The organism is Corynebacterium fournieri, assembly GCF_030408775.1.
Classification (GTDB): Bacteria; Actinomycetota; Actinomycetes; order Mycobacteriales; family Mycobacteriaceae; genus Corynebacterium; species Corynebacterium fournieri.
Map to the genome: position 1 here is coordinate 317,267 of NZ_CP047210.1, position 26,205 is coordinate 343,471.

Genomic DNA, 26,205 nt, shown 5'->3' on the forward strand with positions numbered 1-26,205 from the left:
GTGTTGTCGTACGGCCTCCGTTTGTGGGTGGCAAAGTAGACTTGCGCACCATGGCCAAGGCGGATCTGGAGAAAAAGCCCTTCGACGTCGCGGGGATGTTCGACGATGTCGGCGCGAAGTACGATACGACGAACACCGTGCTGTCGTTCGGCTTGGACAAGTACTGGCGACGTCGCACCCGCGAGCGCCTGGACTTAAAGCCCGGCGAGCTCGTGCTCGATCTGGCCGCCGGCACCGCCGTGTCCACCGTGGAGCTGGGCAAGTCCGGCGCGTGGGTGGTGGCCTGCGACTTTTCCCAGGGCATGCTCGCCGCCGGCAAGGACCGCGACGTGCCCAAGGTCGTCGGCGACGCGATGCACCTGCCGTTCGCCGACGAGACCTTCGACGCGGTGACCATCTCCTACGGCCTGCGCAACGTCCACGACTTCGAGGCCGGCCTGCGCGAGATGGCGCGCGTGACCAAGCCGGGCGGGCGCCTCGCCGTCAACGAGTTCTCCACGCCCGTCGTGCCCGGCTTCCGTACGCTGTACAAGGAGTACCTGCCGCTGGCGGTGCCGGCGCTGGCGAAGCTATTTTCCTCCAACGCGGAGGCCTACGAATACCTCGCCGAATCCATCCGCGCCTGGCCGGGCCAAGAAGAGCTCGCCGCGGCAATTAACGCCAACGGTTGGACTGACGCCAGTTGGCAGAACCTCACCGGCGGTATTGTCGCGCTGCACAGCGCGGTCAAGCCTGCCTAGCGTACGCCCCAAAGCGGCTGGTCGCCCGACACCGCCCGCGCGCCCTTACCGGCCATACGCCACAGCCTTGCGACGAGGTCCGTGTCTTCCTCAGTAACCAGATTGCCCATCAACCGCGCCGCCGCCGGCATGAGGTAGCGCCCGCCCAGCCCGCGCAGCGCCACCGGGCCCGCCAGCGGCAAAAACTGCGGGTAGGTCAACAGCCGCGCCAGGCTGCGCGCCAGGGTAAACGCCTCGCCGTAGGTCTCACGCAGAAGCGCCGGCCACGCCAGCGTCAGATCCCCGCCGCCGGCGATCAACTCCACCGCCAGCACTGCGGTTTCCAGCCCGTAGTCGATGCCCTCGCCGTTGAGCGGGTTCACGCACGCCGCCGCGTCGCCGATCAGCGCCCAGTTCGGCCCCGCCACGTTCGACACCGCCCCGCCCATGGGCAGCAGGGCAGAGGCCACCTGCTGCTCGGCTCCCAGCTGCCACGTTTCGCGCTGCTGCGAGGCGTACAAGGCGAGCAGCTTTTTCGTGTTCACCTTCGCCGGGCGTGCGTCGGTGGACAACGCCCCGCAGCCCAAGTTCACGTGCCCGTCGCCAAGCGGGAAGATCCAGCCGTAGCCGGGTTGGATGGCGCCGGAGGCGTCGCGAAGCTCCACATGCGAATGCATCCACGGCTCCTGCGACAACGGCGAGGAACAGTACGACCGCGCCGCGATGCCATAGACCTGCCCCTTGTGCCAGGTGCGCCCCAGTTCCTTGCCGATGGGTGAGCGCACCCCGTCCGCCACCACGACCCACTTCGTGCGCACCGTGCCCTGGTCGGTCTCCACCGCCGAAATCGCGCCACCGTCGAACTGCACACCGGTGGCGGCGCAGCTTTGGCGGATGGTGGCGCCGGCGGCGCGGGCTGCGTCGACAAGCATCGCGTCGAACGTCGCGCGCGCAGACGCCGAGCCCTCACCCCGCGGCCAGGGGGCGACCACATCGCCGCCGAAGCCGTGCAGCTTCAACCCAAAGTTGCGGTAGGCAGGCACCTCAAGGCCCAAACGCTGCAGCGTATCGACGGCGCGAGGCGTCAACCCGTCGCCGCACGTCTTGTCGCGGTTAGGACCTTGGGCGTCGAGAAGCAACGTGGCTAAACCGGCGCGCTGCGCGGCCACAGCGGCGGCGGAACCGGAAGGGCCCGCGCCAACAACGACGAGGTCGAAGAACTCACTCACCCGCAACATTGTGCCAGCGCCACCCGTTGGTGCACGGCGCGGGGTAATTGGGCTACGGTTAGTGCGTTATACATGGGCCCATCCAACCTGCAAGGACGTTATCTATGACGTACGGCACCACCCCGTCACCGCGCCACGGATTCAACCTGGACCTGGGCGACGACGCGCTCAACACCCGGCTGACCGCGGGGCTCGAGGCGGTGGAGGAGTTGCTGATAGCGGAGCTCAGCCGCGGGGAAAGCTTCCTCACCGACAAAGTCACCCACCTGGCCAAAGCCGGCGGTAAACGCTTCCGGCCGATGATGGCGCTGCTGTGCAGCGAATTCGGGCCGAACCCCGGGGCGCAAAACGTCATCCGCGGCGCCACAGTGACCGAAATGGTGCACCTGGCCACCCTCTACCACGACGACGTGATGGACGAAGCCGAGCGCCGCCGCGGCGTCGAATCCGCCAACACGCGCTGGAACAACACCGTGGCCATCCTCGCCGGCGACATCCTGTTCGCCCATGCCTCGCGCCAGATGGCGCTGATGGACCTCGACACCGTCGCCCACTTCGCCGACACCTTCTCCGAGCTGGTCACCGGCCAGATGCGAGAAACCGTCGGCGCGGAAGGCGCGGGCGAGGCCGACCCGGTGGAGCACTACCTCAAGGTCATCGAGGAAAAGACCGGGGTGCTCATCGCCTCGGCGGCCTATCTGGGTGCGCGCCACGCCGGCGCCGACGAGGAGACCGTGGCGCGCTGCTCGCGCATCGGCGACGCGGTGGGCATGGTCTTCCAGATCGTCGACGACATCATCGACATCTTCTCCGACCCGGAGCAGTCCGGAAAGACCCCCGGCACCGACCTGCGCGAGGGCGTGTTTACCCTGCCGGTGCTCTACGCGCTGCAGGAGGACTCCCCGGCGGGCGAAGAGCTGCGCGGTCTGCTCACCGGCCCGCTGACCGCCGACGAGGACGTTGCGCGCGCCCTGGAGCTTCTGGGGCAGTCCCGCGGGCGCGAGCGTGCCCTGGACACGGTGCGCGGCTACGTCGACACCGTGGAGCGCGAACTCGACGCCCTGCCCGCCGGGCCGGCGCGCGAAGCGCTTCGCACCATGACCCGCATGACCGTCGAACGAGTGGGTTAACCTGCCGATTTGCGTCGTTTGCGGGACGGTGTTGTAGAGTAAATCCCGCACTTTGAACGTGCTTGCCAGGTTGCCCGAGCGGCCAAAGGGAGCGGACTGTAAATCCGCCGGCATTGCCTTCAGAAGTTCGAATCTTCTACCTGGCACCGCAGACAAACCCCGTCGGTTTTCACCGGCGGGGTTTCGCGTTTAAGCAAACGCTTTACGACGTCTATAGCACCCCGCAAAAACGCCCAATAGCCAGGCGATTTGTGTTTGAAAACAACATCGGGTTAATCTTTCCAAGGCTTCAACGGAGCGGGTCAGAGCGAAAGCGAAGATCCACAACAGAGAAGCTGTGCCCCCTTAGCTCAGTCGGCAGAGCGTTTCCATGGTAAGGAAAAGGTCGACAGTTCGATTCTGTCAGGGGGCTCTGTTGTTTGCTGGGGTTGTCATCAGCGAACACATGGCGGTGTAGCTCAGTGGTAGAGCAAGCGACTCATAATCGCTGTGTCGAGAGTTCAATTCTCTCCATCGCTACTCACCTCGAACGGGTGCCGAAAGGTGTCCGTGGTAGGGTTAGGCGCACTTGAATGAGTGCCCTAGGGGCGTGGCGCAATTGGTAGCGCAACGGTCTCCAAAACCGTAGGTTGCAGGTTCGAGTCCTGTCGCCCCTGCCAAAACAACCTGGAGGAGTGTTTGTGACTAACCCCAACGGTCAAAACCCGGCACAGCCGACCGGTAAGCGTCAGCTGCGCGGGGCAACTCCCGTCTCCTCCGAGGGCTACGAGGCGAAGCGCACCCCCGTCACCGCCGACGATGCCGACGAGAAGAACGGCTCCAGCATCACCGCCTTCCCGGGTGAAGTCGCCTCCGAGATGGGCAAGGTCATCTGGCCCACCGGCAAGCAGATGCTCAACTACACGCTCATCGTGTTCGCCTTCCTCATCGTGCTGACCATCTTCGTGTGGGGCACCGACGCGCTGTCCTCCATGCTGATTCGCTGGATCTTCATCCGGTAAGTACAATTACGCGCACAACGTTTCCCGCCGCCTCGGACGCCGAGGAGGGCGGGATAATTTTTGCCCCGGTACCCTGGGGCGCATACGTTTCGCACGAATGAGGAGATAAACCATGACTGAGGCAAACAAGGACGTCAGCGGCGCTATCGAGAACAACGAGCAGGAAATGATCGACGAGGGCGCGCCCGTGCAGCCGTCCACCGACCCCGTCCTCGACGGCGGCGACGACGACCCGGCCGGCACCGAGGGCGGTGACTCCTCCGACGAGGAGGGCGACAGTCCCGCAGCTGGCGCCGAGCTTTCCGACGCTGAAGTGCGCGACGCCGCGCAGGCCTCCGTCGACACCGATGACACCGACGGCTCTGTTGGCGCAGCGGCGGCTGACACCGACGCCGACGGCGCGGTGGAGGAGCCGGTCCAGGAGACCGACCTGAACGTCGCCGAGACTGCTGAAGGCGAGGGGGAGGCCGCCGCAGACGCGGAGGCAGACTCCGACGGCGAGTACCGCCGCCGCCTGCGCGAGTACACCCGCGAGCTGAAGAAGCAGCCGGGTGACTGGTATATCATCCAGTCCTACTCGGGCTACGAGAACAAGGTGAAGACCAACCTGGAGATGCGCTCCCAGACCCTCGAGGTGGAAGACTCCATCTACGAGGTGGTCGTGCCCATCGAGCAGGCCATCGAGAACAAGGACGGCAAGAAGAAGCTGGTCAAGCGCAAGCTGCTGCCAGGCTACGTGCTGGTGCGCATGGACATGAACGACGCCGCGTGGTCCGTGGTCCGCGAGACCCCGGGCGTGACGTCGTTCGTGGGCAACGAAGGCAACGCGACGCCGGTGAAGCACCGCGACGTGGCCAAGTTCCTGCTGCCCAAGTCCACCGCAACCGGCGCGAAGCCGGAAGTCAACGCGGAGGGCGAGACCGTCGTGGCGATGCCGGAGGAGGAAGCTCCGAAGAAGCTCGCGCACGACTACAAGGTCGGCGAGGCCGTCACCATCCTCTCCGGCGCGCTGGCGTCGGTGTCCGCAACCATCAACGCGATCGACCCGGAGACCGGCAAGATCGAGGCGCTCGTGTCCATCTTCGGCCGCGAGACCCCGGTGGAGCTGACCGCGGATCAGATCGAGCGGATCATGTAAGGGCGTTTTGCTTTTCCGCGTCCTTTCGGCGTAATCTATCTCGTCGCGCGTGCTCGCACGCGCGACGTTTTCGTTTCGTTTTCCCCGGTGGCTGGGTTCACCCCCGGCATCCGGAAGCCCCGCGGCAGCTCATCGTGGCTGCGGGCGCTGTATCTAGGAGGTAATGCGATGGCAAAGAAGAAGGTCACTGGCCTGATCAAGCTTCAGATCGAAGCTGGCATGGCAAACCCGGCTCCGCCGGTCGGTCCGGCTCTGGGTGCGCACGGCGTGAACATCGTCGAGTTCACCAAGGCCTACAACGCGGCTACCGAGTCCATGCGCGGCAACATCGTCCCGGTGGAGATCACGGTCTACGAAGACCGCTCCTTCGACTTCATCCTGAAGTCCCCGCCGGCGGCATCCCTGCTGCTGAAGGCTGCAGGCCTGAAGAAGGGCTCCGGCGTTCCCCACACTGACAAGGTTGGCAAGGTCACCTGGGAGCAGTGCAAGGAGATCGCCGAGACCAAGAAGAACGACCTCAACGCCCGCGACATCGAGGCCGGCGCCGCGATCATCGCTGGTACCGCCCGTTCCATGGGCATTGACGTCGAGAAGTAAGAACACACTTCTCGTTCACGTGGCAGGGCCTTTAGCCAGGCCCGCTGACCACAACTCCTGAAAGGAATCCAACATGGCTAAGAAGTCCAAGCACTACATCGAGCAGCTGGCAAAGGTCGACCGCGACAACCTGTACCACCCGCTCGACGCCGTTGCGCTTGCGAAGGAGACCTCCTCCGACAAGTACGACGCCACTATCGACGTTGCTATGCGCCTGTCCGTCGACCCGCGCAAGGCCGACCAGCTGGTCCGCGGCACCGTCAACCTGCCGCACGGCACCGGTAAGACCGTCCGCGTGGCAGTCTTCGCCGAGGGCGAGAACGCGACCAAGGCCCAGGAGGCTGGCGCGGACATCGTCGGCACCGACGAGCTGATCGAGCAGATCAACGCCGGCCAGATCGACTTCGACGTGGCTATCGCTACGCCGGACCAGATGGCCAAGGTCGGCCGCGTCGCCCGCGTGCTGGGCCCGCGTGGTCTGATGCCGAACCCGAAGACCGGCACGGTCACCCCGGACGTCGCTAAGGCGATCCAGGAGTCCAAGGGCGGCAAGATCGCCTTCCGTGTGGACAAGGCGTCCAACCTGCACGCGATCATCGGCAAGGCCTCCTTCACCCCGGAGCAGCTCGCTGAGAACTACGGTGCGCTCCTCGACGAGGTCATCCGTTTGAAGCCGTCTTCCGCTAAGGGCGTGTACCTGAAGAAGATCACGGTTTCCGCAACCCAGGGCCCGGGTGTCCCGGTCGACCCGTCCGTGGAGAAGAACTACGCCAACAAGGCATAGTCGATCCCCGCGTCGCGCCCCAGCTTCGGCTGGGGCGTTTTGCGTTTTCTAGTGTGGTCCGAAGAGTTGGTCGAGGGCTCCGCGGGTGGTGTTGCGGATGTGGTGTCCGTGTGGGGAGATCCATACGGGGGCACCCCGGTCATGGTGGTGCCGTCGGTGAGCACAAGTTCGATGTCGTCACCACTACCGGTAAGGATGCGGGTGTGCGCATCCAGGGGCACCATCACGATCGGCCGGGGTACAGCCGCGACGACGCCGCTGTCGGTGCCGTCCAGGATGCGCCAGAGGGCGTCTTCCATCTGGGGTGCGGCGGGCTGGGTGGGGTCGATGTGTTGGTGCAGGCGGTGCTCTAAGTCTGCGGCGTTGCGGTCGGTGGTGTCGATGGTGATGCGTGCCCGGCCGTTGCGGGAGCCGGAAAACGCCACTTGTCTGCGTGCGGGTGTGTCGTTGTTGGGGATGAGGTTGCGGGCGGCGCGCTCAATGGCGCGGTACCCGCCTTCAACGTGGAGCAGTTCCAGGCGCAGCCGCCACCGCTCAGCAGCGGACTTCACGCAAGCGAGGCGGCGTTCGATCAGGGCGAGCTCGTCCAGGGAGAAGCCTTGTGCCCGGGAGAGTGCTGTGGCTTGCTTGCGGGTGAAAGTGGTTTTCCCGTAGTAGGTCTCGCGCAGCCGGCCGAACGCGCGTGCCTTGTCCGGTGCGAAGCCTGCGGCGAGGGCAGCGTCAACGTCGAAGTCGGCCAAGGTTGCTAGCGCCTTGGTCGACATCGCTTCGATGAGTGCTGCGAACGGGTTCATGGCCCACACGCTAAACCAACCGCAACCCCACCCAGACCCAGCCTGTGGATAACCCCCGACGCAGGCTGAAAGGTTGTCCACAGCCGTGGGAGACCTCTTGCGGTTTCCCCGACACGGGGGTACGGTTCCGCACTTCACTCTTATTGGGATTAATGTTCACTAAGTGTTGAAAAATGGTTTCATTAGTGTCGCGTTGCTGCTCGTCGCCCTTGTTGCGTCTCCGCTGGCGCAGGCCGAGGCGCAACGCCTGGATCAGGGCCACATCGACGCCTTCAACGTCACCTCGGACGGTGGGGCGCTGACCCTGGATCTGAAGGAAGATGTCACCGGCTCGCACGTGCGCCACGACCCGGCGGACGTGGAGCTAGTTGTCGGCGCCGACTCGTTCACTGAGGAGACGGCGAATGTGCCGGAGATCGGTGCGGCGGGCTACATGCTGCCGCAGACCCAGCGCGCTGATTTGATTTGGCCGGGGTGGGACACGCAGGAGGCGCGCGATGTAGGCGCGGTGGACCTGGAGTTTGTAGAGGTCTCCGGCCCCGGCGAGGTCTACCTGTTCCAGACCGGCAGCTTCGGTTCCTTCGAGCCGGTGCTCAAGGATGGCTCGCCGCGCTTGGCCACTGGCTCGGTGATCGCGCAGGATCACCCGGCGCACGTGCACGCGAACTGGCTGTTTACCGAGCCCGGCACCTACGAAATGCGCGTGGTGGCCAACGGCGGCGGCGCGAGCTCCAACGAGGCCACCTACACCTGGGTCGTGGGCGATGGGGAGGCGAAGCCTGCGGCCGCCGCCGACACTGACAAGTCGAGCGCAACGCCCACGTCGAAGGCGGCCGCGTCAAAGGAGGCCGCGCCCAAAGCGACCAAGTCGACCACGGCGCCCAAGGCGAGCACGGCTGCCAAGTCAGCCCCCTCGCAGGCGGCGACCTCGTCCACCGCGGCGGCCGCGAATGCCGGCGGCGGCCCTGCCCAGCCGGGGGCGTTGTCGAGCGAGGGCACCCGCCCGGACGAGCTCGCCGAGACCGGCACGACGGTGATGACCGTCCCGTTCGCCGTCCTCGGCCTGGGTGTGGCGGTGTTTGGCGCGGCGATGTGCTTTTTGGATACCGCGCTGCGCCGCCGCCTGCTCGGCCTTGTGGGAGGCCAACAGTGAAACGCGTAGCGGCGGCGCTGGCTGCTGCTGGCCTGCTCGCGGGGTGTGCGCAGTCCCCGGCGGAGGGGGACGGGCGGGTGAAGGTGGTGGCGTCGACAAGCATTCTTGCGGATGTGGTGGACAACGTCGCCGGCGACGCCGCGGAGGTGACCCCGCTGATGCGCCGCGGCGCGGATCCGCACGCCTACGAGCCGACGCTGCATAACACCCGCGATATCGCGTACGCGGACGCGGTGTTTACGAACGGTCTGCTGTTGGAGCCGCAGTCGCTTACCCGCACGATCGATGCGACGGCGCGGCCCGGGGCGCGTGTGGTGGCTTTGGCGGAGCAGACGCAGCGCTACGGCTACGCGCCGATTCCGCTGGTGGAGGACGCGAGTCTGGACACGGTGTGGCTGGGGTTGCGGTTTGCGGCGGATCTGCCGCGCACGGCGGTGGCGGAGCTTGAGCTTGTCGACGCCTCCGGTCCCGGCACCGCTTCCGCCTTCATCCTGGGCACGTTTGGCACTCCGGAGCTGTTGTTTGATTCCACCGGAGGCGAGACCACGCTGCCGGTGGACGCGCACACCCACGTCAGCTGGGCTTTTTCGGCCCCCGGCGTGTACGAGCTGCGGCTGCACGCGACGGTGCGCGATGCCGTCGGCGCGCCGATGCGCAGTGAGGCGGAGCAGACGGTCACGCTGGTTGTCGGCCAGGATCCGGCGCAGGCCGCCCCGGGCAAGCATGCGGTGGAGCGCGGGCACGTGGACATTGCCACGGTCGCCGACAACGACAACACGCAGCTGACCCTGCGCACGGACGATGAGGGCGACCTGGACCCCGCGGGCTCGGTGGTCGTGGTGCCGTCGAAGACGCTGCAGCCGATCCCGCCGCAGCGCGAGTTCCGCTTCCTCGGCGACCCGGGAGAGGAGACGTACCTGCTGCCGCAGGCGGTGCTGGGCCGCCACGTCCACGGGGAGCTGGATCCGCACATCTGGCACGACCCGGCCGCGATGGACGCGGTGGTGCAGGTGGTGCGCGACGAGCTGTCCGCGGCGGATCCGCGCCACGCCAGCGCGTACGCCGACAACGCGGAGCGCTACCGTGCCCAGCTCAAGCAGGTGGCGCAGGAGGTGCGCGAGCAGCTCGACCAGGTCCCGGAGGCCAACCGCAACCTGATCACCACCCACCACGGATACGCGTATCTGGCGCGCGCGTACGGGCTGCGCGTGGCCGGGTTTGTCACCCCGAACCCGAGCGTGGAGCCGAGCCCGCGCGACCTGATGGCGTTGTCGCGCACGCTGGAGAACTTGGGTGTGCCGGCGGTGTTCGTCGAGCACGGCAACGAAGACGAAACGCCCGTTTTGAACGAAACCGCTGCCTCGCACGGGGTTGAGGTGTGCCCGATCTGGGGCGACACCTTGGACCCGCCGGGGGAGGGGCCTGCGCAGACGTATGTGGATCTGGTGCGGGCCAATGGGGCGTCGATAAGCAAATGTTTGAAAGGACAACCATGAAGATTCCCGCCATTATCACCGCCGCAATGATCGCGGCCGCACCCGTCGCTGCCGCGCAGGTGCCGGACAACGACCCGGCGTTGCAGCAGGTCGTCGGCGCCGACGAGCAGGTCGTCCCGCTGGGCGAGCGCGCCGTCATCGACGCTGGCCACGCGGACCTGGGCCCCGTCTTCGCCGACGGCAAAATGCAGTTCCTGGTGCGCGACGACACGCAGGACACGCCCGTGTGGCGCCACCTCGAGGACGTGGTCTTCGCCGTCGGCGACGGCGCGAAGCAGACTCTGCCGGAGACCGACCAGTTTGCGTTCACCGGTGCGAAGCCGGGGGCCGAGGTGTGGGTGATCCCGCAGACTGAGGTTGCCGGCGTGCCGTGGCTGGGGTGGAACTCGCAGGCGCCGTCGCTTCTGGAACGCTCCGCCAACGGGATGAGCCTGGAGTTCGGCGGGCACGAGGGCCCGGGCCAGTTCTCCCTGTTTGTCCAGCCCGGCGGGTTCCACGAGCCGCAGCAGCTGTGGAACGAGCAGGAACCCGGCACGCAGTCGATGTGGGTGGAGCCGAACACGCACACCCACGCCAACTGGGTGTTCACCGAGCCGGGCGCCCACCTGGTGGGGGTGCGCGCGACGGTGGAGGACCAAGATGGCACCGTGCACACCGACGAGCAGGTCGTGCGTATCGCCGTGGGTGTGGACCCGGCGGAGGCGGCGGATGCGACGTTCGGCGAATTCCGGGCTGAGGGGCAGGCCGGCGCAGAGCAGCAGAACAACGGCCTGAAAATCGGGCTGCTGGCGGGCGCGGGCGTGCTGCTTCTCGCTTTGATTGCGCTGTTTGTTGTGCGGGGCCGCCGATGAGAAGGATTGAGGTGCGCGACCTGGCGGTGTCGTATCCGGGCCGCGACGTGTTCCGCGGGGTGGACCTCACGCTGCGCGGCGGCGAGTTCGTCGGCCTGCTCGGGCCCAACGGCGCGGGCAAGACCACCCTCATGCGTGCGGTGCTAGGCCTTATCCCCGCTGACGCGGGGACGGTCTCCGCCGGCAGGCGCCCGGTGCGCAAGGTGGTGGGGTACGTGCCGCAGGCGCACAACGTGGCCTGGGATTTCCCCATCGACGTCTACGACGCCACGCTCAACGCCACCCTGGGCCAGCGCCCGTGGTGGCAACGCGCTGGCGAGCGCGAGCACCGCGCCGCCGAGCGAGCTTTGGAAATGGTCAACCTGACCGACCTGGCCGCGCGCCCAATCCACGACCTGTCCGGCGGCCAGCGCCAGCGTGTGCTCATCGCGCGCGCCCTGGTGCGGCGGCCGGGCATGCTGCTTCTCGACGAACCGTTTACCGGCCTGGACATCCCCACCACCGAGCACCTGCTGCGGCTGTTCCGCCGCCTGGTGGACCGGGGACTCGGCGTGGTCATGTCCACCCACAACATCGCCGAGGCCATCGATTCCTGCGACCGCTTGGTGCTGTTCAACCGTGGTGTTGTCGCCGATGCCGCGACGCATGAGCTTAACGATGACGCCCCGTGGACCCGCACCTTCTCCGTCGACGAGGATTCGCCGTGGCTGCGCGGCGTGCGAGCGCATTTGGAGGCTGTCCGTGCCTGAGATTTCGTTTGTGCAATTCCTGGCCGACATGGCCAACCCCCAGCTGGCGTTTCTGCCGCGCGCGCTGGCGGCCGCGGTAATCGCGGCGGTGCTGTGCGCGGTGGTGGGCTGTTTTGTGGTGCTGCGCGGCATGGCCTTTATCGGCGACGCGGTGGCGCACGCCGTCTTTCCGGGCATCGCGGTGGCGTTTGCGTGGCAGGTCTCTGTGTTGTTGGGCGGGGCGGTGGCCGGTGCGATTGTCGCTGTGCTGATCGCGGTGATGTCGCAGCGGCGCACGATCAAAGAGGACTCGGTGATCGGCATCGTGTTCACCGCCGCGTTCGCTTTCGGCTTGGTGGTGATCTCCAGGGCGGAGGGCTACACCGCCTCCGTCAGCTCGTTCCTGTTCGGCTCGCTGACAGGCGTCAGCTCCGCCACACTGGCCATCCACGCCGTCGCCGGCGCGTTGATCGTGGCCGTGGTGGTGGCGCTTCGCCCGTGGCTGACGGCGGTGGCACTGGACCGGGAGACCGCCCGCGCGATGAACCTGCCGGTCGCCGGCCTGGATCTGGCGCTGTACCTGTGCGTGACCTTCGCGGTGGTGCTGGCTGTGCAGACGGTGGGCAACATCCTGGTGGTGGCGCTGCTGATCACCCCGGCCGCCGCGGCGCGGCTGTTTACGGACAAGCTGGGCGCGATGATGTGCATCGCCGCCGCGTTCGGCGTGGCCGGCAGCGTGGCGGGGGTGTGGCTGGCGTGGTCTTACGACTCGCCCACGGGCGCGACCATCGTTTTGTCCGTGACCGTCATCTTCGCGCTGAGCTGGCTGTTCGCCCCGAAGCGCGGTGCACTCGCTGGCTGGCTTCAGGGGGTGAAACGATGAAGCGATTCGTTGCAGCAGCAGCCGTAGTGGCGCTCACGCTCGCGGCCGCGCCGCTTGCGCAGGCCGCGGAGCACAACCCCGGCGACCCGGGCCACAGCGTGGAACTGGGGAAGATCGACCACCCATGCGCTGGGCGCAAACTGCTCTACCACTCCCACAACGACGCGCTCTACGGCACCTACAAAAACGACAAGCTCACCGTGATGGCGGTGGACGGCCAGCAGGTCACCGACCAGGAAAAGGTCTGCTTCCGCCTTGCCCCGGACGCCGACGCCGACGGCAACGACGTGTCCACCTTGACCGTGCCTGAGGACGGCTCCCTGGACTTCCTCGGCGAGCCCGGCAGCACCGTGTGGGCCGCGCCGCAGTCCGCGGACTGGACCGACAGCTGGCGGCCCATCTGGTCTGGCCTGGGCGCCTTCGACCCCGCGCACGAGGCGGGCGAGATCCCGGATAACTTCGTCGACGACGTCGTGCACTTCGACCTGGTGGACATGGACGGCCCCGGCGACGTCAACGTGTTTTTCTCCTCGCGCGTGGGCGATCCGGAGCGGCTGTTTAGCTCCGCCGAGGAGGACATGCGCACCATCACCTACGACGTCGGCGGCCACGGCCACTTCACCTGGACGTTTTCTGAACCGGGCATCTACGAAATGACCTGGCAGGGCCGCGCCGAGCTCGACGGCGGCGGCACGGAGCGCTCCGAGCCGGTGACCCAGTACTGGCTCGTCGGCGACGACGCCACCGTCGGCCTGCCCGAGGGCACCACCACCGATCTGCGCACCCCGAAGTCTGCGGAGGAGACCGCCTCGCCGACCGCGACTGCGCCGACCTCGACTGCGCCGACGACGACTGCGCCGACCTCGACTGCGCCGACGACGACTGCGCCGACGTCGAACACCACCACTTCAGCGCCGCCCACCACTTCGCGCGCGCCGAAGCAGACCACGTCGCGCCCGGCGGCAGCGGCGGACAAGCGCACGCTCATCGAGGCGGGCCACATGGATATGGCGTTGGCGGCCGAAGGGTCGCAGTTAAGCGCCATGCTTATCGACGACTCCGACCCCCACAACCAGGCCAAACGCGAATCCGGCTCGTTCGTGTTCGCCGTGCCGGACGCGGCGCGCAAAACTCTGCCGGACAGCGCGCGAGGCAGCTTCCCCGGTGAGCCCGAGACGATGTGGATCCTGCCGCAGGCGCAGGAAAAGGGCCTGCCGTGGCTGGGCTTTTCCACCACCCGCGTCGGTGCGAACGCGCTGGCAGACGGCTCAAAGATCGATGTGAGCATGCGCGACGTCAACGGTCCTGGGCGAATCTTTACCTGGCACGAGGACCTGCAGGGGCTGCGCATCGAGCTCGACTCCGCAGACGAGAACAAGACGCTGAAGTACCCCGTCAACGCCCACGACCACCAGGGCTTCGGATTCACCGACCCCGGCGTGTACACCGCCACCTTTGCCTTCCGCGGCACTGCGGCGTCCGGCGAGGAGTTTACAAAGGAGCTCGTGGCCACCTTCGCCGTCGGCGACGAGGCTGTCACCGCGGCGCGCGATGGCAACTTGGAGGCCGACGCTGGTGCAGGTGGCGGCGGCAAGCTCACGCTTCCCGACGCTTTAGCCTCCGGCCTGCGCTCCCTGGAAAAGGAGATCAAAAAGGCCGGCGACACCCTCGCCCCGCTCGCACGGAAGAAGGACGCCCCGCAGACGTCCTCGGCCGCTCCGACGCCGGCAGCCCCGGCACCGGCAGCCCCGGCAGCTCCGGCAACGGCGGCTGCGCCTCCCGCTGCACCGCCGCAGCGCCCGGCAACCGATGCGGCCTCGGCCGCGCAGCCAAAGCAGGATCGGGCAGCCCAGCCCGCCCCGCAGCGCTCGCAGCGTCAGGCCCAATCCTCCGGCAGCAGCGGGAGCGCGTCGCGGCAGTCGCGTTCTGACGGCAGCTCGTCCGGTTCCGCGTCCGGCAAGTCCAGCGCGAAGTCCTCGGGGTCGTCGCCTACCTCCGAGCGGGCCACGGAACATGCGCTGGCAACCCAAGCTGCAGCGCCGAGCAGCACCGGCGGTGCGGCGAGTGGTGCGGCTGGCGGCGGCATCCATTCGTCTTTGGACTCCAGCGACACCAGCGGCCAGCAGCCGCAAAACGAGCCGCAAGACAACTCCGCTACGGCGGGCGGGTTCTGGGCGGGCCTTGCCATCGGCGTCGGTGTCATGGCGCTGCTCGGCGGGTGCGTGCTGTTCGTCGCGGCGGCGCGGTTGTTGAAGAAGGTGGAGCGGAGCTCGTAGTAGAGCAGGGACTCCTTGTTGAGTACGACCCTTTACACGGCCACGTCGAGGGCAATAACCTGCGAGGGAGACATATTGGAGTGTTTGATGCCGTAACAGCAGGAAGAATCGGAGATGCAGTGAGGGGGAGACGGATCGATGTTTAAACCTTTCGTTGAGCGGTGCCTCGAGGGCAGCGCAAAGCCGAGCGAGATTGACACTTGGGTGGATGCTTGGCACGAATGCGCAGCGGACAGTGAGGGCCTGACGCTGGACCAATACCTCGGGTTTACCGAGCAGGAGGGCGCAATCTGGGCGCGGTACCCGATGAAGCTCGACGAAATCCTCGAGCGCAGGCGACACCAACGACAACCCGCATAGTCGCGCCCCGCACTCGCGATTTGGCCAAACACCCAACCACCCGCTAACATCCCCTACCGAAGTTTGAACGGCCCGCAAAGGCCGAGCTCAAGTTTCACCGAAGACCGTCGGTCACTCTCGAGAGGGAGTCGAAGGTGCTCCACTCCAGGGGCCGACCCACGCAGGAGAAACGCGGCACACTACGAAACGTATGCCTCGTGCTTCTGCACGGGGCATTTTTGTTTGAATACGTCAGCTTCTTGCGAAGCAAACGTCGACAAGCAATATGCTCCGGGCGGATTGAACAACATGAAGTATCGGAAGGAGGCGTGTGTCATGGCAAACCCGAAGAACACTGCGGACCTTGCAGCTCTGAAGGAGAAGTTCGCTGAGGCGGATTCCCTCGTGCTGACTGAGTACCGTGGCCTGACCGTCGGCCAGCTCCAGCAGCTGCGCGGCGATATGGGCTTCGATGTCGAGTACCACGTCGCCAAGAACACCCTCATCAAGATCGCTGCGAACGAGCAGGGCATCGAGGGTCTCGATGATCTTCTCACCGGCCCGACCGCCGTCGCGTTCATCAAGGGCGACGCTGCTGTCGACGCTGCGAAGGTGATGAAGAAGTTCAACAAGGACCACGACGCGTTCGTGATCAAGGGCGGCTACATGGACGGCAACGTCCTGGACGCTTCCCAGATCGACGCTCTGGCCGAGATGGACAACCGCGAGACCACCCTGGCCAAGATCGCTGGCGCATTCGAGGGCTCTCTGGCAAAGGCAGCCGGCCTGTTCCAGGCTCCGGCATCCAAGACGGCCCGCCTTGTCGCTGCACTGCAGGACAAGCAGGAAGCCGCATAAACACACTTTTACATCCGGGCTGTAAACGCCCACCAACAGAAAGGAAGCCACAATGGCTAAGCTCACCAAGGACGAGCTCATCGAGCAGTTCAAGGAAATGACCCTCATCGAGCTCTCCGAGTTCCTGAAGGAGTTCGAGGAGGTCTTCGACGTGACCGCAGCTGCTCCGGTTGCTGCTGTCGCTGCAGGCGCTCCGGCCGCTGGCGGCGAGGCTGCCGCTGAGGAGAAGGACGAGTTCGACGTCGTTCTCGAGGACGCTGGCGACAAGAAGATCGGCGTGATCAAGGTTGTCCGCGAGCTGGTTCCGGGCCTTGGCCTGAAGGACGCCAAGGAAATGGTCGAGGGTGCCCCGAAGGCAATCCTCGAGGGCGCCAACAAGGACGACGCCGAGGCTGCCAAGACCAAGCTCGAGGAGGCTGGTGCAAAGGTCACCCTCAAGTAAGAGCTTTTTGCTTGACGACGAACACCCCCGTCGCCGGTATTCACACCGGCGGGCGGGGGTTTCGCGTGTCTGGGGGACGAAACGCGTGTATTTTCGGGCGCAAAACGTGCTACCCGGAGGAGTGCACCTTTGATTTGCTACGAGATTCTGCCCGCGATTCGAACGGCCATCTTTATGTATGACGAGTCTGTCCACGCGTTGCGCGTGACTGAGACTCAAGACTTCAGCGAGTTCGACGGCCGGGCGTTCGAGGTGTTGGAGGACCGGAAGGAAGTCGATGGTTCGGACATGCCGCAGTATGGCCTGACGGCGGCACTGGGGGCATTGGTGGCTGATGAAGAGAAGGCACCCGCTATCCGTGAGGCGTTAAATCGAGGTGGGGCGAAGATTGCGGAGGCGACGTTTGTCAGCCAGTTCGGCACTTACTACGGGTTCCGCGCCTTCAACTTGTACGAGGAGACGCCCGAGGCACCGGTGTTCCGCACCCGCACTACGCCGTCGAACCCTGACCTGTGGAGGAAGCAGTTTTACACCCCGCAGTTTGCGGAGTGGCTGAAGGCGAACTTCGACACCCGCGGGCTAAGCATCAACAGGGTGGAACGCGACCCATACTTCTACCGCCCGGACCGCACCTAGAGCGTTTTCGGAAAACGCTGGACATCCGTCTGGGATTTCGGCACGCTGGGTTGCAACGGTGACCCGCCTGGAGGGAGGCGTTTTGAACGAGTTGGTAAACGAATTCGCAGCATCCGTAGGGCTCCACACCCCGGTGCCGTCGCGCTGGGAGGAAATGCCCGATGATTTGCTGGAGCATTACATCGTGGGTATGACGGAGGCTGTTCGGCGAAATGAGTACACGCCAATTGGGGTTGACCAGATGGTGTGTGCCGTCAACGAGTTTCTCAAGGCACGGCATCATCGCTTCTTCGATGAGTTTGAAGAGATCTACTACGCGGTGCCTACCCTGACACCCCGCGACCAGGTGTTTTTCTCGTTGGACCGGTTGGCGGGGACGAAGGGACCATTGCTGGACCGGATGCTTGAGATGTATATGACGGATCGTCGCAGCATCGGGTCCACTAGCGAAATGATCAAAGAGTATTTCCAGCTCATGGTGGCCCGCAAGGGAAAGCAGCGCCACTGGGATCTCATCGCGCAAACCGCGGATACGCAGCGGGATATCGAGATGCTCGTTCTGTTCTCCAATAAGTTCAAGAAGAAATTGGATCGTCGCGGTGTGAATGCGTGGATACCTGAGCTTGATATCACGCAACGCGTAATCAGCGTCCCACCCACTACTGAGGATTAGGAGCCCCAATGATCATTCCGTTTTATGTCGCATTTAGCCAGGACGAATACGAGCAAGCGCAAGCGTCCGAAGCAGAGTCACGCCGGGACACGATCACGGAGGCGCTTGAGACGTCGAACCGTCCGGTGGCGGATATTGACCAGTTCTTCGGCGGTGTTGTCGAGGAATTGAAAGCCAGCCTTGATGAGGAAACTGCCAACAGCATCGTCTTCGGCGCCGCGGATTGGGACGGCGAAAACCTGACCGACGGGATGCGCATCAACACGCCAGACCAGGTAGGCAGCTTCGCCGAGGCGTTGGAGAGCGTTGAGCCGGAGGACTTCGACTCTCCCGACGCCGTGGAAACACTCATCGAGTTCTACACAGCAGCAGCGCAGCGTGGCGACGCCGTTGCGGTGTACTTCAGCTAGAGGAGATTCTCGCGATGGCGGCACTACCTACTCGATACGACACGGTCAGCGACGAAGAGCTGGATGCCTTTGTTTCCGATCTCACTGATCAACTCGCGGTATCCGACCGTGACTTAGATGCGGTGTCCGGCCTGGCCCGAGTCGTCGATGAGCATCTTCGTCCAAGGCATACGAAGCACTTCGACACCATCTACCGCTGCTATCTTGCGGAACCGCGGTTCGCAGTGCGCTTCCACATGTTCCAGTGCCTTGACCGCCTGACCGCGCACGACCCTGAATTGCTGGACCAGATGTTGGAACTCTACGAGCAAGACCACCGCACGGTCGACGCGCCGTACCCACGCGAAGAGATCAAGGGCTTATTCCAGTACCTCTTTGCCACGAAGGGGCATCAGCATCACTGGGATGCGGTAGCGCGGACCGCCAACACCGCGGCTGATCTGGATATGCTCAAAGCCTTGTCTTACAAGCCGAGAGAGACCAATACCAACGGCCTCGATACCTGGCTGCCCGGGCAAATCAGCTCCGAACATTAGACACTACTGCCGTTATGGCGGACCATCTGAACAGGATGTTTGCCGAAAACGGTGGAAATCTTTGCGGAGTTTCGGCACGCTTGACCGCAATGGTGTGATTCCGATGAGCGTCAGGAGGCCGACGCGATGAGTGGTCCGACCCGAAAGCAGCTTGTGGAGCGTTGGGAGGACGCCTGCACGCCTGAGATGTTGCTCGCCCCGTCGCCGTTCGGCTTGTTTGATGGCCGGGAAGATTTTCGTGGTTTTCACTGGACGTACCCGTTGGATAAGTGGGGGTTTCCGAAGAAGGTGTTTTCGGTCAGCGGGCAGACGGTTGACAATGTTGATCTCAGTTATGCGGAGATCAGTCCGTTTACAGCCCGAGAATTCACGCTGACTAATAGTTACGCTAAGCGGGCGAAGATCTTCGTGGCCGACTGGGTGCATGGCAGTGTGGCTGACTGCGAGTTTGAGCGTTGCACGGTGAAAGGTAGGATGCCCTGGCTTAAGACGACTGTGACTAATTGCGTGTTTCGGGCGTGCAAGTTTCCGGAGGTCTTTGCTTGGGGAGCGCGCTACGACAATTGCCAGGCCATTGACATGCGGTTGAAGGGGCCGGTAGGCGGAGGACTTAACAACCCGGTGTTGACCAATGTGACGGTGAGCGGCAAGTGGAAAGAGTGCAGTCTTGAAGAGACGGTCGAGGGGGATCAGCTCGTTGGCTGCGATTTCAGCGAGGTTGAATTTGGCACGGCCAGCTTCAAATACGTGGATATGCGCAAGGTGAAAATCCCGGCAGAGCTGCAGCGCCTCACTGTGCTGAACTGGGAGGATATTCGCGGACGCGTGGTGGAGCTGGTGAAGGAATTACATGAGGCGTCTTCCCAGGGGGAAGAAGCGTTTAAGCAGTCGAGCTTGGCGCTGATCTTCATGGAGGACGACTTCAGGGGACAACACGACGAAGCACCACGGCCCCGTGGCGCCCGATATTGCCTTGAACTCGATGCCTGGGCCGACTGGGGGCATAGTCACGACTACCTGTTGGGGTTGTACCGCGACGCGGGGGCGGAGTTCATGCGTGACCCGTTTGAAGAAAGTGAGGACTAAAGATGAGTATTAATGCAGGGTTTGAATACATCGACGGTGACTGGGAGATCGGCGATCCGGGTATTGGCCCCGAGGAAGACTGGATGATCAGCGTCGCCGATCTGGACATGTGTTTCATCACCATCAGCACCGCCGACGGTAATAAAGAGTACTTTTTCGGCGCGAACCCCACCCTTGTGGACGGGGTTGAGCCGGAGCACGTCCCTGACTACGACATCGAGAGGTTCGACGCATTCTTCGCCGAGCGTTACCCGGAGGCGAAGGACGGCATCGCGGAGTTTGTGCGCAAGTACCGCATTATGTCCACGGACACCGAGAGTAAGTTTGACGACGCGGCCAGCGACGGCGGCGACCTCGTTGCGTTGTGGTGCGAGACGTTGGGGCTGCCGAACCCGCTGAGCGCCGCTGCTTAGGGCTGATTAAAGATGTCTGATACCCCGGCAAAGCAACCTGGTCGCGTCGTTCCGTGGAGGTGGCCAATCGATCCGGATGTGCTCGAGCTCTCACTGTCGTGTGTGCCTGATTGGGTGCCGTCCGAGTACCGCGAATTTTTCGACTCGTACAACTCGTTCAATTTCGAACACGGCGAGTGGCTCTATCCGGAGATTCCGCCGGGTGATCCTTTGAGTATCAAGTCGATCCTGAGCAGTGTCCGCGAGGAAGCCGAGGCGTTCGGAGACGACCCTGACGCCTGGTTCCCGGTCGCGATCGTTGGTGATGGCGCGTACGCCGTGTACCACCGCAACGACGACGGTTCGGTCGAGTTTGGCCGCTACCACTTCTGGGACAGGCAGTACCTGGACGGGCCGTATCCCAGCATGGCCGAGTGGATGCGCACCTACGGGGTGGAGCTGTAGATCATGGAATTGCATGCTGTGCGTTACGACGATCGCACGTTCGACGAGCCCAGCGTCGACAACATCAACTTTTCGACGGTCCGATTCGAGTCCTGCACCATCACCCGCCCGCGCGGGAACCCGGGCAAGGTCAACGATATTGCGTTCATAGATACTGATTTGTCGGCCCCAGAATTTGGCTTCCGTGCCGACTGGTTGAGCACCGTTACCGGTTCCACCCTGCGCGATGTGGTGATCGAGGGGCGCGGTGCACAGTTTCCAATTCGCGCGCGTGTGCTGGATTCGACGATTACTGGCGAGCTGCGCAATGTCGGTTTTGGCGAGCACTACCGCTACGACCAGCTCGACGGCGTCGACTTGTCCGGGTGCAAGCTGGAAAACGTCAGTTTCCAGGGCATCCCGATGGAGCGCGTGAAGCTTTCCCCGGAGGACGAGGCGCTGGTGGTCGAGGATTGGGCGTCGGTCGCAAACGACGTGTACTCGGTTGTTCGGGAGGCGATGGCGAGTCCCGACCAGAAGGTCGAGTACGCGTCCATCGAGGTTTTCGACGCCCTGTCGCAGGACGCATCGCTGTCCCGCAGCTCCAACAGCGGATTCAGTAGCGACGATTCGCTCGACTACGACGAGAGCCGCGGCGCGCGGTATGTCCACGAGCTCGCATTCACCGACAAGCCGGAGTGGTTCATGGACGTGATCCACTCGCTATACCGCAAGGTTGGCGACGGGCGGCTGGTTCCTGTCCTGTATCAGTAACGGTAGTTCGCAGCGCTGGCGCGCCCACCGGCTGCGCTACACTTTCCCACCATGCTGCCCACTTCCCGCATTCTTTCCGTGCTACTCGCCGGCGTCGGTGCTGCGCTGGTGGTGGCGGGGCTGCTGGCGCCGAGCGTGCTGCTTTCCGGCAACCGCCTGCCGTTGGCGCTGGGGGAGGCCACGTGGACCATCACGGACCCGAACGGCACCCGCGAGGGCGAGGCGGCGCCGGTGACGCGCCAGCTGCACATGGAGATCCAGGAGCCGTCCGACGGTGACACGGCGAGCGTGCGCGTGGGCGACACGCTGCGGGCGGGGGAGTCCGGTTCCGACTTCAATGACCTGCTCACGGCGTCGACGTGGTCGTACGCCGTGGACCGCGTTTCAGGTGCCGCGCAAGGCCCGGCGGAGGCGCTGATGGTCATGGGCATGCCCGCAACACAGGTGCCTATCGACGGCGCGTGGTTGACCTTCCCCGCCCCCGCGCCGCAGGACACCGTCCAGGTCTTCGACGCGGTGCTGCGTGGCGCGGCGCCTGCGGAGTTTGCCGGTGAAGAGGAGATCGCCGGGCGTACGGTGTACCGCTATACCCAACGCATCGCGCCGACGAACGTGGCCATGCGCTACGCCGACCCGCGCAACACGCTCACGCTCGAGGACGACAACGGCGAGCCGCAGCGCACCTTCCTGCACCACGCCGCCGAGCGCGAAATCCTGGTGGATCAGGAAACCGGCGTGGTCGTGGGCATCGACGAGAAGGTGGACGACTACTACGCCGACGCAGAAGGCAACGGCGTGAAGAACGTGGTCACCTATGACGGGGTGATGGACCGGCAGGACGTCGAGAAGCTTGTGCGCAAAGTGGATGATGCGCAGACCGCCGCCGCGGACCGCGGGCTGTGGCGCGTGCTGGCCTGGGTCGGTGCGGCGCTGACCCTTGCGGGCCTGGCGGGCGCGCTGCGGCCGGGGCGTGCGGCGCGTCGCGATTGACCGCGCGCGGACGACGGGTGGTAGGCTTCCGGCAGCAACCGCACGAGTGACCCAGACGGCATCGGGCAACCCGGCGGACCGCAGGCGGGGGCCTTTACAAACGGGGGAGATTACTCTATGGTTGTTCTTTGCGCTGGAAGCCGTCTCCAGTACGCGTAGAGAGCCTTGTGCAACGGATTGAGAAAATCCGATTTGACAAGGTGATTTTGTTGTCTCTGGGGGCGGGTCTTCTAAAGCAGACCGAATGCTAACTTATCCTGCGGAAATGCCGCCGGGCCGCGAAGCCAGACGCGGTGTGGCGAGCCTCCGCCAGAGGTGCTGGAAGGACCCAACTTGGCAGTCTCAGACCAGACCATGAACATGGCTGATATCCCCGGGGCTCCCGAACGTTACTCGTTCGCGAAGATTAATGAGCCGATCACCGTCCCGGGACTTTTGGATGTACAGCTCGAATCCTTCGCGTGGCTCGTGGGCACGCCCGAGTGGCGCGAACGCGAGCAGGCCAACCGCGGCGACGATGCGCGCATCACGTCCGGCCTGGAGGACATCCTCGACGAGATCTCCCCGATCGAGGACTACTCCGGCAACATGAGCCTGACGCTGTCCGAGCCGCGCTTCGAAGACGTGAAGTACACGATCGACGAGTGCAAAGACAAAGACATCAACTACTCCGCGCCGCTGTACGTGACCGCGGAGTTCATCAACAACGACACGCAGGAGATCAAGTCCCAGACCGTGTTCATCGGCGACTTCCCGCTGATGACGGACAAGGGAACCTTCATCGTCAACGGCACCGAGCGTGTCGTCGTCTCGCAGCTGGTGCGCTCCCCGGGCGTGTACTTCGACGAGACCATTGACAAGTCCACGGAGCGCCCGCTGCACTCCGTGAAGGTCATCCCGTCGCGCGGTGCGTGGCTGGAGTTCGACGTGGACAAGCGCGACACCGTCGGCGTGCGCATCGACCGCAAGCGCCGCCAGCCGGTCACCGTGCTGCTGAAGGCCCTGGGCTGGACCACCGAGCAGATCACGGAGCGCTTCGGCTTCTCCGAGATCATGATGTCCACCCTGGAAAACGACGGTGTGTCCAACACCGACGAGGCGCTGCTGGAGATCTACCGCAAGCAGCGCCCGGGCGAGCAGCCGACGCGCGACCTTGCGCAGTCCCTGCTAGAGAACTCCTTCTTCAAGGCCAAGCGCTACGACCTCGCCCGCGTGGGCCGCTACAAGACCAACCGCAAGCTCGGTCTCGGCGGCGACCACGACGGTCTGATGACGCTGACCGAAGAGGACATCGCCACCACGCTCGAGTACCTCGTGCGCCTGCACGCCGGTGAGGCCGAGATGACCTCGCCGGCGGGCGAGATCATCCCGATCAACACCGACGACATCGACCACTTCGGCAACCGCCGTCTGCGTACCGTCGGCGAGCTGATCCAGAACCAGGTTCGCGTCGGCCTGTCTCGCATGGAGCGCGTCGTGCGTGAGCGCATGACCACCCAGGACGCGGAGTCGATCACTCCGACGTCCCTGATCAACGTGCGCCCAGTCTCCGCCGCCATCCGCGAGTTCTTCGGTACCTCGCAGCTGTCGCAGTTCATGGACCAGAACAACTCCCTGTCCGGCCTGACCCACAAGCGCCGCCTGTCCGCGCTTGGCCCGGGTGGCCTGTCGCGCGAGCGCGCCGGCATCGAGGTGCGAGACGTGCACCCGTCCCACTACGGCCGCATGTGCCCGATTGAGACCCCGGAAGGCCCGAACATTGGCCTGATCGGCGCGCTGGCGTCCTACGCGCGCGTCAACCCGTTCGGCTTCATTGAGACGCCGTACCAGAAGGTCAACGACGGCAAGCTGACCGACCAGATCGATTACCTCACCGCTGACGAGGAGGACCGCTACGCCATCGCGCAGGCGGCCACGCCGATGGATGCCGACGGCAACCTCACCGGTGAGCGCATCGAGGTCCGCCTCAAGGACGGCGACATCGGCGTCGTCGGCCCGCAGGGCGTGGACTACCTGGACATCTCCCCGCGCCAGATGGTTTCTGTCGCTACCGCGATGATTCCGTTCCTGGAGCACGACGACGCAAACCGTGCGCTGATGGGCGCGAACATGCAGAAGCAGGCTGTGCCGCTGCTGCGCGCCGAGGCCGCCTACGTGGCCACCGGCATGGAGCAGCGCGCCGCATACGACGCCGGCGACACCGTCATCTCGAAGAAGGCCGGCGTGATCGAGAACGTCACCGGCGACTTCATCACCGTCATGGACGACGAGGGCGGCCGCGACACCTACATGCTGCGCACTTTCGAGCGCACCAACCAGGGCACCTGCTACAACCAGACCCCGATCGTCTCCGCGGGCGACCGCGTCGAGGCCGGCCAGGTCATCGCCGATGGCCCGGGCACCAAGGACGGCGAAATGGCCCTCGGCCGCAACCTGCTGGTTGCGTTCATGCCGTGGGAAGGCCACAACTACGAGGACGCCATCATCCTCAACCAGCGCGTGGTGGAGGAGGACATCCTCACCTCCGTGCACATTGAGGAGCACGAGATCGATGCCCGCGACACCAAGCTGGGCGCCGAGGAGATCACCCGCGAGATCCCGAACGTCTCCGAGGACGTGCTCAAGGACCTGGACGAGCGCGGCATCATCCGCATCGGCGCGGACGTGCGCGACGGCGACATCCTGGTGGGCAAGGTCACCCCGAAGGGTGAGACCGAGCTGACCCCGGAGGAGCGCCTGCTGCGCGCCATCTTCGGCGAGAAGGCCCGCGAGGTCCGCGACACCTCCCTGAAGGTGCCGCACGGCGAGCAGGGCAAGGTCATTGCCGTGCGTCGCTTCTCCCGCGAGGACGACGACGATCTGTCGCCGGGCGTCAACGAGATGATCCGCGTCTACGTCGCCCAGAAGCGCAAGATCCAGGACGGCGACAAGATGGCCGGCCGCCACGGCAACAAGGGTGTCGTGGGTAAGATCCTGCCGCAGGAGGACATGCCGTTCATGGCTGACGGCACCCCGGTGGACATCATCCTGAACACCCACGGTGTGCCGCGTCGTATGAACATCGGCCAGGTCCTGGAGATCCACCTCGGCTGGCTGGCCAAGGCCGGCTGGACGGTCAACCCGGACGACCCGGCAAACGCCAAGCTGCTGGAGACCCTGCCGGAGCACCTCTACGACGTGCCGGCGGACTCGCTGACGGCAACCCCGGTGTTCGACGGCGCGACCAACGAGGAGATCGCCGGCTTGCTGGCAAACTCCAAGCCGAACCGCGACGGCGATGTGATGGTGGACGAGAACGGCAAGACCAGGCTTTTCGACGGCCGTTCCGGCGAGCCGTACAAGTACCCGGTCTCCGTGGGCTACATGTACATGCTCAAGCTGCACCACCTGGTGGACGAGAAGATCCACGCCCGTTCCACCGGCCCGTACTCCATGATTACGCAGCAGCCGCTGGGCGGTAAGGCCCAGTTCGGTGGCCAGCGCTTCGGCGAGATGGAGGTGTGGGCAATGCAGGCGTACGGCGCCGCCTACACCCTGCAGGAGCTGCTGACCATCAAGTCCGACGACGTGGTTGGCCGCGTGAAGGTCTACGAGGCGATTGTCAAGGGCGACAACATCCCGGATCCGGGCATCCCGGAGTCCTTCAAGGTGCTGCTCAAGGAGCTGCAGTCCCTGTGTCTGAACGTGGAGGTGCTCTCCACCGACGGCACACCGATGGAGCTCGACGGCGACGACGACGAGTTCGATCAGGCCGGCTCCTCGCTTGGCATCAACCTTTCCCGTGACGAGGGTGCAGCGGCGGATACCGCCTAAGCGCCAGGTAGCCGTCGTAAAGCAAGTGCTTTG

28 protein-coding genes and 4 tRNA genes are annotated in these 26,205 nt (G+C 64.8%); 30 read left to right on the top strand and 2 right to left on the bottom strand.

Features of this window, described 5'->3' with window-relative positions; translation table 11 throughout:
* Positions 1-50: 50 nt before the first annotated feature.
* Positions 51-740 carry a demethylmenaquinone methyltransferase gene (locus CFOUR_RS01450; protein WP_085956848.1) on the top strand — a complete coding sequence of 230 codons (690 nt, stop codon included), beginning with the start codon at positions 51-53 and terminating at the stop codon, positions 738-740.
* On the opposite strand, the gene CFOUR_RS01455 is transcribed toward CFOUR_RS01450, so the two are convergent.
* Positions 737-1,957 (bottom strand): geranylgeranyl reductase family protein, encoded by a 1,221-nt coding sequence (locus CFOUR_RS01455; RefSeq protein ID WP_085956847.1) that lies wholly within the window; start codon positions 1,955-1,957, stop codon positions 737-739. The two genes, CFOUR_RS01450 and CFOUR_RS01455, sit on opposite strands and share 4 nt — an antisense overlap.
* A gap of 95 nt (positions 1,958-2,052) precedes the next feature.
* Here CFOUR_RS01455 and CFOUR_RS01460 point away from each other — a divergent pair, with 95 nt between their 5' ends.
* The 9 genes from CFOUR_RS01460 (at position 2,053) to rplA (ending at position 6,598) form a co-directional block, all read left to right on the top strand.
* A complete protein-coding gene (locus CFOUR_RS01460) occupies positions 2,053-3,078 on the top strand; it encodes a polyprenyl synthetase family protein (protein ID WP_085956846.1) in 1,026 nt (341 codons plus the stop codon).
* Between the two features lie 64 nt (positions 3,079-3,142).
* Positions 3,143-3,224, top strand: a tRNA-Tyr gene (locus CFOUR_RS01465).
* Positions 3,225-3,417: 193 nt separating this feature from the next.
* Positions 3,418-3,490, top strand: a tRNA-Thr gene (locus CFOUR_RS01470).
* Positions 3,491-3,525: 35 nt separating this feature from the next.
* Positions 3,526-3,597: transfer RNA gene (locus tag CFOUR_RS01475), tRNA-Met, on the top strand.
* Between the two features lie 64 nt (positions 3,598-3,661).
* Positions 3,662-3,737: transfer RNA gene (locus tag CFOUR_RS01480), tRNA-Trp, on the top strand.
* Between the two features lie 21 nt (positions 3,738-3,758).
* The gene (secE, locus tag CFOUR_RS01485; protein ID WP_085958341.1) at positions 3,759-4,079 is read left to right on the top strand and encodes a preprotein translocase subunit SecE; all 321 of its coding nucleotides are present in this window, start codon (positions 3,759-3,761) and stop codon (positions 4,077-4,079) included.
* Positions 4,080-4,191: 112 nt separating this feature from the next.
* A complete protein-coding gene (gene nusG, locus CFOUR_RS01490; protein WP_085956845.1) occupies positions 4,192-5,217 on the top strand; it encodes a transcription termination/antitermination protein NusG in 1,026 nt (341 codons plus the stop codon).
* 168 nt (positions 5,218-5,385) lie between these two features.
* The gene (gene rplK, locus CFOUR_RS01495; protein ID WP_034997189.1) at positions 5,386-5,814 is read left to right on the top strand and encodes a 50S ribosomal protein L11; all 429 of its coding nucleotides are present in this window, start codon (positions 5,386-5,388) and stop codon (positions 5,812-5,814) included.
* 73 nt (positions 5,815-5,887) lie between these two features.
* Positions 5,888-6,598, top strand: coding sequence for a 50S ribosomal protein L1 (gene rplA / locus CFOUR_RS01500; protein ID WP_085956844.1), 711 nt, complete (start codon positions 5,888-5,890; stop codon positions 6,596-6,598).
* On the opposite strand, the gene CFOUR_RS01505 is transcribed toward rplA, so the two are convergent.
* On the bottom strand, positions 6,580-7,392 hold the full coding sequence (locus tag CFOUR_RS01505) for a hypothetical protein (protein WP_085956843.1): 813 nt from the start codon (positions 7,390-7,392) through the stop codon (positions 6,580-6,582). The two genes, rplA and CFOUR_RS01505, sit on opposite strands and share 19 nt — an antisense overlap.
* Positions 7,393-7,555: 163 nt before the next feature.
* Between CFOUR_RS01505 and CFOUR_RS01510 the strand changes: the two genes are divergently transcribed.
* The 20 genes from CFOUR_RS01510 (at position 7,556) to rpoB (ending at position 26,172) form a co-directional block, all read left to right on the top strand.
* Positions 7,556-8,545 (top strand): choice-of-anchor M domain-containing protein, encoded by a 990-nt coding sequence (locus CFOUR_RS01510; protein ID WP_290179712.1) that lies wholly within the window; start codon positions 7,556-7,558, stop codon positions 8,543-8,545.
* On the top strand, positions 8,542-10,041 hold the full coding sequence (locus CFOUR_RS01515) for an anchored repeat ABC transporter, substrate-binding protein (protein WP_290179713.1): 1,500 nt from the start codon (positions 8,542-8,544) through the stop codon (positions 10,039-10,041). Before CFOUR_RS01510 ends, CFOUR_RS01515 begins: the two co-directional genes overlap by 4 nt.
* Positions 10,038-10,892, top strand: a complete 855-nt coding sequence (locus CFOUR_RS01520) for a choice-of-anchor M domain-containing protein (RefSeq protein ID WP_290179715.1) — start codon at positions 10,038-10,040, stop codon at positions 10,890-10,892. The genes CFOUR_RS01515 and CFOUR_RS01520 overlap by 4 nt, the downstream gene beginning before the upstream one ends.
* Positions 10,889-11,641, top strand: a complete 753-nt coding sequence (locus CFOUR_RS01525; protein WP_085956841.1) for an anchored repeat-type ABC transporter ATP-binding subunit — start codon at positions 10,889-10,891, stop codon at positions 11,639-11,641. Before CFOUR_RS01520 ends, CFOUR_RS01525 begins: the two co-directional genes overlap by 4 nt.
* A gap of 28 nt (positions 11,642-11,669) precedes the next feature.
* Positions 11,670-12,503 (top strand): anchored repeat-type ABC transporter permease subunit, encoded by an 834-nt coding sequence (locus tag CFOUR_RS01530; RefSeq protein WP_230471873.1) that lies wholly within the window; start codon positions 11,670-11,672, stop codon positions 12,501-12,503.
* Positions 12,500-14,779, top strand: a complete 2,280-nt coding sequence (locus CFOUR_RS01535) for a choice-of-anchor M domain-containing protein (protein WP_290179719.1) — start codon at positions 12,500-12,502, stop codon at positions 14,777-14,779. Before CFOUR_RS01530 ends, CFOUR_RS01535 begins: the two co-directional genes overlap by 4 nt.
* Positions 14,722-14,925: a colicin E3/pyocin S6 family cytotoxin gene (locus CFOUR_RS11355; protein ID WP_101706345.1), complete on the top strand. Its 204-nt coding sequence runs from the start codon at positions 14,722-14,724 to the stop codon at positions 14,923-14,925. Before CFOUR_RS01535 ends, CFOUR_RS11355 begins: the two co-directional genes overlap by 58 nt.
* Positions 14,918-15,139, top strand: a complete 222-nt coding sequence (locus CFOUR_RS01540) for a hypothetical protein (protein ID WP_085956837.1) — start codon at positions 14,918-14,920, stop codon at positions 15,137-15,139. The genes CFOUR_RS11355 and CFOUR_RS01540 overlap by 8 nt, the downstream gene beginning before the upstream one ends.
* 315 nt (positions 15,140-15,454) lie before the next feature.
* Entirely contained in the window at positions 15,455-15,976 is a 522-nt protein-coding gene (rplJ, locus tag CFOUR_RS01545) for a 50S ribosomal protein L10 (protein WP_085956836.1), read from the top strand.
* Positions 15,977-16,028: 52 nt separating this feature from the next.
* The gene (rplL, locus tag CFOUR_RS01550) at positions 16,029-16,418 is read left to right on the top strand and encodes a 50S ribosomal protein L7/L12 (RefSeq protein WP_034997198.1); all 390 of its coding nucleotides are present in this window, start codon (positions 16,029-16,031) and stop codon (positions 16,416-16,418) included.
* A 204-nt stretch (positions 16,419-16,622) separates the two neighbouring features.
* Positions 16,623-17,054, top strand: coding sequence for a hypothetical protein (locus CFOUR_RS01555; protein WP_143338950.1), 432 nt, complete (start codon positions 16,623-16,625; stop codon positions 17,052-17,054).
* A 58-nt stretch (positions 17,055-17,112) separates the two neighbouring features.
* Positions 17,113-17,727 (top strand): hypothetical protein, encoded by a 615-nt coding sequence (locus CFOUR_RS01560; protein WP_085956834.1) that lies wholly within the window; start codon positions 17,113-17,115, stop codon positions 17,725-17,727.
* A gap of 8 nt (positions 17,728-17,735) precedes the next feature.
* Positions 17,736-18,137, top strand: coding sequence for a DUF1877 family protein (locus CFOUR_RS01565; protein ID WP_085956833.1), 402 nt, complete (start codon positions 17,736-17,738; stop codon positions 18,135-18,137).
* 14 nt (positions 18,138-18,151) lie between these two features.
* Positions 18,152-18,673: a hypothetical protein gene (locus tag CFOUR_RS01570; protein WP_085956832.1), complete on the top strand. Its 522-nt coding sequence runs from the start codon at positions 18,152-18,154 to the stop codon at positions 18,671-18,673.
* A gap of 126 nt (positions 18,674-18,799) precedes the next feature.
* Positions 18,800-19,759 (top strand): hypothetical protein, encoded by a 960-nt coding sequence (locus CFOUR_RS01575; RefSeq protein ID WP_143338949.1) that lies wholly within the window; start codon positions 18,800-18,802, stop codon positions 19,757-19,759.
* 2 nt (positions 19,760-19,761) lie between these two features.
* Positions 19,762-20,172, top strand: a complete 411-nt coding sequence (locus CFOUR_RS01580; protein WP_085956830.1) for a hypothetical protein — start codon at positions 19,762-19,764, stop codon at positions 20,170-20,172.
* Between the two features lie 102 nt (positions 20,173-20,274).
* Positions 20,275-20,616 (top strand): SMI1/KNR4 family protein, encoded by a 342-nt coding sequence (locus tag CFOUR_RS01585; RefSeq protein WP_143338948.1) that lies wholly within the window; start codon positions 20,275-20,277, stop codon positions 20,614-20,616.
* Positions 20,617-20,619: 3 nt separating this feature from the next.
* Positions 20,620-21,369: a hypothetical protein gene (locus CFOUR_RS01590; RefSeq protein WP_085956828.1), complete on the top strand. Its 750-nt coding sequence runs from the start codon at positions 20,620-20,622 to the stop codon at positions 21,367-21,369.
* A 51-nt stretch (positions 21,370-21,420) separates the two neighbouring features.
* The gene (gene pgfA, locus CFOUR_RS01595; RefSeq protein WP_085956827.1) at positions 21,421-22,359 is read left to right on the top strand and encodes a cell envelope lipid trafficking protein PgfA; all 939 of its coding nucleotides are present in this window, start codon (positions 21,421-21,423) and stop codon (positions 22,357-22,359) included.
* A 315-nt stretch (positions 22,360-22,674) separates the two neighbouring features.
* A complete protein-coding gene (gene rpoB / locus CFOUR_RS01600) occupies positions 22,675-26,172 on the top strand; it encodes a DNA-directed RNA polymerase subunit beta (protein ID WP_085956826.1) in 3,498 nt (1,165 codons plus the stop codon).
* Positions 26,173-26,205: the final 33 nt, after the last annotated feature.